This is a genomic window from Enterovirga sp. CN4-39 (assembly GCF_049446235.1).
Lineage (GTDB): Bacteria > Pseudomonadota > Alphaproteobacteria > Rhizobiales > Beijerinckiaceae > Enterovirga.
In genome coordinates, this window is the sequence record NZ_JBMSEF010000030.1 from 24,944 (window position 1) to 31,031 (window position 6,088).

The 6,088-nt window shown below is 70.8% G+C and carries 6 protein-coding genes; all 6 read left to right on the forward strand.

The window, feature by feature from the left end:
* The 6 genes from ACO2SS_RS27070 (at position 1) to ACO2SS_RS27095 (ending at position 5,845) form a co-directional block, all read left to right on the forward strand.
* Positions 1-1,035: an iron ABC transporter substrate-binding protein gene (locus ACO2SS_RS27070; protein WP_423280978.1), complete on the forward strand. Its 1,035-nt coding sequence runs from the start codon at positions 1-3 to the stop codon at positions 1,033-1,035.
* A complete protein-coding gene (locus tag ACO2SS_RS27075) occupies positions 1,032-2,048 on the forward strand; it encodes a FecCD family ABC transporter permease (protein ID WP_423280979.1) in 1,017 nt (338 codons plus the stop codon). The genes ACO2SS_RS27070 and ACO2SS_RS27075 overlap by 4 nt, the downstream gene beginning before the upstream one ends.
* A complete protein-coding gene (locus ACO2SS_RS27080; RefSeq protein ID WP_423280980.1) occupies positions 2,045-2,806 on the forward strand; it encodes an ABC transporter ATP-binding protein in 762 nt (253 codons plus the stop codon). The genes ACO2SS_RS27075 and ACO2SS_RS27080 overlap by 4 nt, the downstream gene beginning before the upstream one ends.
* 6 nt (positions 2,807-2,812) lie before the next feature.
* The gene (locus tag ACO2SS_RS27085) at positions 2,813-3,715 is read left to right on the forward strand and encodes a LysR family transcriptional regulator (RefSeq protein WP_423280981.1); all 903 of its coding nucleotides are present in this window, start codon (positions 2,813-2,815) and stop codon (positions 3,713-3,715) included.
* 94 nt (positions 3,716-3,809) lie between these two features.
* Positions 3,810-4,280, forward strand: a complete 471-nt coding sequence (locus ACO2SS_RS27090) for a formate dehydrogenase subunit gamma (protein ID WP_423280982.1) — start codon at positions 3,810-3,812, stop codon at positions 4,278-4,280.
* The gene (locus ACO2SS_RS27095) at positions 4,277-5,845 is read left to right on the forward strand and encodes a formate dehydrogenase beta subunit (RefSeq protein WP_423280983.1); all 1,569 of its coding nucleotides are present in this window, start codon (positions 4,277-4,279) and stop codon (positions 5,843-5,845) included. Before ACO2SS_RS27090 ends, ACO2SS_RS27095 begins: the two co-directional genes overlap by 4 nt.
* Positions 5,846-6,088 lie beyond the last annotated feature (243 nt).

Consider the following 6,088-nt stretch of genomic DNA (forward strand, 5'->3'; position numbering starts at 1 on the left):
ATGTCCCTGTTCGACCGCCGGGCCGTCCTCGGCGGCTTGGCCGCGGCGTTCGCCGCCGGCCCGGTTCGCGCGGCCGCGGAAGCGATCACGGATGCGGCCGGCCGGCCGATCGCCCGCCCGGCTACGCTCGGCCGCGTCTTTCCCGCCGGCCCGCCCGCCGCGATCCTGCTCTACACGCTGGCGCCCGACCTGCTGCTCGGCTGGCCCCGCGCGAACCGGGCCGAAGAACGCGAGTTCCTGCTGCCCGATATCGGCAGCCGTCCGGAGATCGGCCGGATCACGGGCCGGGGCAACAGCGCCAATCTCGAAGCCGTGCTCGCCGCGAAGCCGGACCTGATCATCGATGTCGGCTCGACCGGCCCGACCTATGTGTCACTCGCCGAGCGGGTGCAGGGCCAGACCGGCATTCCCTACGCGCTTTTGGACGGCACGCTCGCCCGAACCGCCGAAACATACCGCACCCTCGGCCGGCTCGTCGGGCGCGAACAGGAGGCTGCCGAGAGGGCCGCCTATGCCGAGCGGCTTCTGGCGCGGATTGCTGCGCGTGTCGCGAGCGTGCCGCCGGACAAGCGACCCCGAACCTATTACGCCCGCGGCCCGCGCGGGCTCGAGACGGGACGCGGCGGCTCCATCAATGTCGAGAGCCTGGACCTGCTCGGGGCCGGGAACGTCGCCGGCGCGACCGGTGGCGGGCTCGCCACCGTCTCGCTCGAGCAGGTTCTCGCCTGGGACCCGGAGGTGATCGTCACCATCGACCGGGATTTCGCCGCCGCCGTGCGCCAGGATCCGGCCTGGGCCTCGGTCAAGGCCGTGCGCGAGGGGCGGGTGCACCTGTCGCCTAAGCTTCCCTTCGGCTGGGTGGATTTCCCGCCATCGATCAACCGCCTGATCGGGCTCACCTGGCTCGGCAAGCTCCTCTATCCCGCGCTGTTCCCCGAGGACCTGGCGGCGGAAACGCGGGAGTTCTACCGGCTCTTCTACCACGTGACGCCGACCGACGAGGGGATCGCCCGGGTTCTGGCCGGCCGCGGATGAAGGTTCGGTCCGCCGTTCTCGGCCCGGCGCTGGCGCTCGCCGTGCTGCTCGCCGGGATCGCGCTCGCCTTCTCGGTCGGGCGCTATCCCGTGACGCCGGGCGAGCTGTTCCGCATCCTTCTCGGGCGCCTGACGAACACGCCCTCGGGCCTCCCGGCGGCCAGCGAGGCCGTGGTGCTGCAGATCCGCGGCCCACGCGTCCTTGCCGCGCTCCTCATCGGCAGCGCGCTGGCGAGCGCGGGCGCAGCCTTTCAGGGCCTGTTCCGGAACCCGCTCGTCTCGCCCGACATCCTGGGCGCCTCCTCGGGGGCGGCCCTGGGTGCCGTGCTGGGGATCTTCTTCTCGCTCCCGATCCTCGGCATCGAGTTGCTGAGCTTCGCGGGCGGACTCCTGGCCGTCGGCCTCGTCTACGCGATCGGCTCCAGCCTCCGCGCCGGCGACGCGGTGCTGACGATCGTCCTGACCGGGGTCGTCGTGGGCGCGCTTCTCGGTGCCGGGATCGGCCTCATCAAGTACCTGGCCGATCCCTACAACCAGCTTCCCGCGATGACATTCTGGTTGCTCGGCAGCCTCGCCGGGATCGCGCCGGGGGACATCCTCCCGCTCCTGGTGCCGGTTCTCGCCGGGACGGCGGTCCTGCTCCTGCTGCGGTGGCGCATGAACGTGATGTCGCTCCCGGAAGAGGAGGCGAGGGCGCTCGGCGTCGCGACCGGGCCCCTGCGGGCGGCGATCGTTGCGGCCGCGACGCTCGTGACCTCGGCCAGCGTCGCCGCCTCGGGCGTCGTGGGCTGGGTCGGCCTCGTCGTGCCGCATCTCGCGCGGTTCCTGGTCGGCCCGAGCTTTCCGCGCCTCATCCCGACCTCCGCGATCCTCGGCGGCGGCTATCTGCTGCTCATCGATACCGTCGCCCGCACGGCCGCGCCGGTCGAGATCCCGCTCGGCATCCTCACGGCCGTGGTCGGCACGCCCTTCTTCATCGTGCTGCTCGCGCGGATGCGGGGCGGCTGGTCGTGATCCTCGCGGCGCGGGACCTCGCCTTCGGGTATCCGGGCCGGGAGGTCGGGCGCTACGTCGACCTCGATCTCGCGCCAGGCCGCGCGCTCGCCCTGCTCGGCCCGAACGGCGGCGGCAAGACCACGCTCCTGAAGACGCTGCTCGGACTCGTCCCGCCCCAGGGCGGCGAGGTTTTGCTGCAGGGTCGCCCGCTGGCCGGGATCCCGGTCGCCGAGCGCGCCCGCGTGATCGGCTACGTGCCGCAGGTCCATCTCGGCACCTTCGCGTTCTCTGTTGCCGACGTGGTGCTCATGGGCCGGACCGCCCACCATGGCCCCTTCACGCAGCCCTCGCGCCATGATCGGGAGGTCGCGGCCGCGGCTCTCGACCGGTTCGGCCTGACCGGCCTCGCCGAGCGCCCCTACACGATGATCTCGGGCGGCGAACGGCAGCTCGTGCTGATCGCCCGTGCGCTCGCGCAGGAGCCGCGCCTCGTCGTGCTCGACGAGCCGACCGCGAGCCTCGATTTCGGCAACCAGGGCCGGGTGCTGCGCGAGATCCGATCCCTGACCCGCGCGGGGCTTTCGGTGCTCTTCACCACCCACGACCCGAACCACGCGCTGCGCGTGGCCGACGAGGTCGCGACGCTCCGCGCCGGCCGGCTCCTCGCCCGCGGGCCCGCAGCCGAGGTGGTGACGCGCGTCCATCTCGAAGAACTCTACGGGGCGCCCGTGCGCGAAACCGGAATTGCGCCCGACCTCGCCTTCCAGCCCGGCTGACGAGAGATGATCGACAAGCTCGAATTCCTGCTGGCGCTCGCGCGGGAGCGCCATTTCGGCAAGGCCGCCGAGGCCTGCCGCGTGACGCAGCCGACGCTCTCGGCCGGCATCAAGTCCCTCGAGGACCAGATGGGGGTCCTCATCGTGCAGCGCTCGTCGCGCTTCCAGGGTTTTACCGCAGAGGGCGAGCGCATCCTCGACTGGGCGCGGCGGATCGTCGGCGACGCCAAGGCGATGAAGCAGGATGTCGATGCCCTGAAGCGCGGCCTGCACGGCCATGTCCGCATCGCCGTCATCCCGACGGCCCTGCCGATGGTTGCGCGGCTGACGACGCCCTTCCGCGAGAAGCACCCTGGCGTGCGCTTCACGATCCTGTCCCGCACCTCGATCGAAATCCTCGAACTCCTGGAGAACCTCGAGATCGATGCCGGCCTGAGCTATCTCGACAACGAGCCGCTGGGCCAGGTGAGAACCGTGCCGCTCTATGACGAGCGCTATCGCCTGCTCACGGCCCGCACGGCCGAATTCGGCGACCGGAGCAGCGTGACCTGGGCCGAGGTCGGCCGGCTCCCGCTCTGCCTGCTCACGCCGGACATGCAGAACCGGCGCATCATCGACCAGATGCTGCGCAATGCCGGGATCGAGCCGGAGCCGACGCTGGTCTCGAACTCCACCATCGTGATGGTGTCCCATGTCCGGACCGGCCGCTGGTCGAGCGTGCTGCCGCCGATCCTGGCCGACAGCATCGGCCTGCCCGAGACGGTGGCGTCGATCCCGATCGTCGAGCCGGATGTGACCCATTCGGTGGGCCTGATCGTGCCTCACCGCGAGCCGACGACACCCACCGTGACGGCGGTGGTGCGCGAGGCAAGGCAGCTCGCGCGCGAACTCGAAGCCGAGGCACGATAGAGATGTTCTATCGGCTGACGAAACAGCTGCATTGATCTGAGGTCGCTTCGCCCGTCTCCTTCGCAGATCAGAGTCATTCTGATCAGGACCGGACATGAAGCACGAGGCCTGGGATCCCGCCCTGGCGGCAGAGATCATCGCCAGGAACGCGACGCTCGACGGCGCGACGCTGCCGATCCTCCACGCGCTCCAGGAGACCTTCGGCTACATCGAACGCGCGGCCGTGCCGATGATCGCGGAAGCCGTGAATCTGTCCCGCGCCGAGATCCACGGTGTCGTGACGTTCTATCACGATTTCCGATCGGCGCCGGCCGGCAGCCATGTCGTAAAGCTCTGCCGGGCCGAGGCGTGCCAATCGGTCGGCGCGGTCGAGCTGGCGGAGCATGCAAGGCGCAGCCTCGGGGTCGACTGGCACGGCACGACGGCCGACCGCCGCATCACGCTCGAGCCGGTGTTCTGCCTGGGGCTCTGCGCCTGCGGGCCGGCTGCCCTGATCGACGGCGATCCGGTTTCGGGGCTCGATCCGGCGACGTTCGATGCGGCGGTCGCGGAGCTCCGGGCGTGACCCGCATCTTCATCCCCAGGGACGCCCAGGCGCTGGCGCTCGGCGCCGACAAGGTCGCGCGCGAGATCGCGCGGATCGCGGCCGAGCGCGGCGAGGCGGTGACGATCGTCCGGACCGGCTCGCGCGGTCTGTTCTGGCTGGAGCCGATGATCGAGATCGAGACCGGGGGAGGGCGCGTCGCCTACGGGCCCGTGAAGCCGGCGGATGTCGTTTCGCTCTTCGGTGCGGGCTGGCTCGCGGGCGGCGAACACCCGCTCCGCCTCGGCCGCCCCGAGGAGATCCCCTATCTGGCCCGGCAGACGCGCCTGACCTTCGCACGCTGCGGTCTCGTCGATCCGCTCTCGCCCGCGGATTACGTCGCCCATGGCGGCTACCAGGGCCTGCAGCGCACGCTGGAGATGGCGCGGGCTTCCGAGGGCCAGACGGCCATCGTCGACGAGGTGAAGGCCTCGGGCCTTCGCGGCCGCGGCGGCGCGGGCTTCCCGACCGGCATCAAGTGGTCGACCGTGCTCCTCGCAGAGGCCGACCAGAAATACGTCGTCTGCAACGCCGACGAGGGCGATAGCGGCACCTTCGCCGACCGCATGCTGATGGAGGGCGATCCCTTCTCCCTCATCGAGGGCATGACGATCGCGGGCTTGGCGGTCGGGGCCACGAAGGGCTTCATCTACATCCGGTCCGAATACCCGCACGCCTTCCGCACGATGACGGACGCGATCGCGGCGGCCACGAAGGCCGGCTATCTCGGCCCCTCCGTCATGGGCTCGGGCCGGGCTTTCACGCTGGAGACGCGGCTCGGCGCCGGCGCCTATATCTGCGGCGAGGAGACCTCGCTGCTCGACAGCCTCGAAGGCAAGCGCGGCATGGTGCGGGCGAAGCCGCCGCTGCCCGCCATCAAGGGCCTCTTCGGCAAGCCGACGATCGTCAACAACGTGCTCTCGCTCGCGACCGTGCCCTGGATCATGGCGAACGGCGCCAAGGCCTATGCGGATTTCGGCATCGGCCGCTCGCGCGGCACGCTCGCCTTCCAGCTCGCCGGCAACATCGCGCGCGGCGGGCTGGTAGAACTGCCCTTCGGGCCTCCTCTCAGGGAGCTGATCGAGGAGTTCGGCGGCGGCACCCGTTCCGGGAGGCCGCTCCGGGCCGTGCAGGTCGGCGGACCGCTCGGCGCCTATTTTCCGCAAGAGCTGCTCGACACCCCGCTCGACTACGAGGCCTTCGCGGCGAAGGGCGGCATGGTCGGGCATGGCGGGATCGTCGTGTTCGACGATGCCGTCGACATGGCCGCCCAGGCCCGCTTCGCCTTCGAGTTCTGCGCAGCCGAAAGCTGCGGCAAGTGCACGCCGTGCCGCATCGGCTCGACCCGCGGCGTCGAGACGATCGACAAGATCACGGCCGGGATCGAGCCCGAGAAGAACCTGACGCTCGTGCGTGACCTCTGCGAGGTCATGACGGACGGCTCGCTCTGCGCCATGGGCGGCCTCACGCCTCTGCCCGTGCTGAGCGCGCTGAACCACTTTCCCGACGATTTTCGGCGCGCGCCCGCGCTCATGGCGGCGGAATGAAAGTGACCGGCGCAGCAGCGCGCCCCCTCCACCAGGCTTCGCCTGGTCCCCCTCCCCCGCAGGCGGGGGAGGATCCCCGACCGGCGCCGCTGCGGGATCCTCCCCTGCGCAGCGGGGGAGGGGGACCGTCCGAAGGACGGTGGAGGGGGCGCGGAGCGCACAGCAGAGGACCACATCAATGGCTCTGATCAAGGAACTCGACACCGGCACGCCGATCCGGCTCGCGGCGCCCACCGTGACGCT

What these genes read in the sequence shown, in the direction of transcription:
- ACO2SS_RS27075 (WP_423280979.1), top strand. Translation starts at nt 1,032, where the DNA reads ATGAAGGTTCGGTCCGCCGTTCTCGGCCCGGCGCTGGCGCTCGCCGTG.
- ACO2SS_RS27070 (WP_423280978.1), top strand. Translation starts at nt 1, where the DNA reads ATGTCCCTGTTCGACCGCCGGGCCGTCCTCGGCGGCTTGGCCGCGGCG.
- ACO2SS_RS27090 (WP_423280982.1), top strand. Translation starts at nt 3,810, where the DNA reads ATGAAGCACGAGGCCTGGGATCCCGCCCTGGCGGCAGAGATCATCGCC.
- ACO2SS_RS27085 (WP_423280981.1), top strand. Translation starts at nt 2,813, where the DNA reads ATGATCGACAAGCTCGAATTCCTGCTGGCGCTCGCGCGGGAGCGCCAT.